This is a genomic window from Streptomyces fildesensis, from assembly GCF_016107395.1.
Taxonomy (GTDB): domain Bacteria; phylum Actinomycetota; class Actinomycetes; order Streptomycetales; family Streptomycetaceae; genus Actinacidiphila; species Actinacidiphila fildesensis.
On sequence record NZ_JAAIKO010000382.1, the window covers coordinates 1 to 231 of the forward strand.

Genomic DNA, 231 nt, shown 5'->3' on the forward strand with positions numbered 1-231 from the left:
GTTGAGAGACAAGCCACCTTTCTCGGTGTCCACATCGATCTGCAGCATTTGAGATCCTTTCTCCATGAGTTCCGGATAAAACTGGCCATCCCATTTACTGAAGAGGGAGTTGGTGACATAAAGCCGCTTCCCATCTAAACTCAACTGCAGCATTTGGGGACCACCTCGCAATCTGTTTCCCTTGATAAGCAGGACATCACATTGCCCAGTTGAGCCATCTTCAGCCTCGGC

General features: G+C 49.8%; 1 protein-coding gene. It reads right to left on the reverse strand.

Going from position 1 to position 231, the window contains the following annotated elements:
- Positions 1-231: selenium-binding protein SBP56-related protein (locus C6N31_RS46655; protein WP_368860209.1), on the reverse strand; the 231-nt coding region annotated here is incomplete at both ends.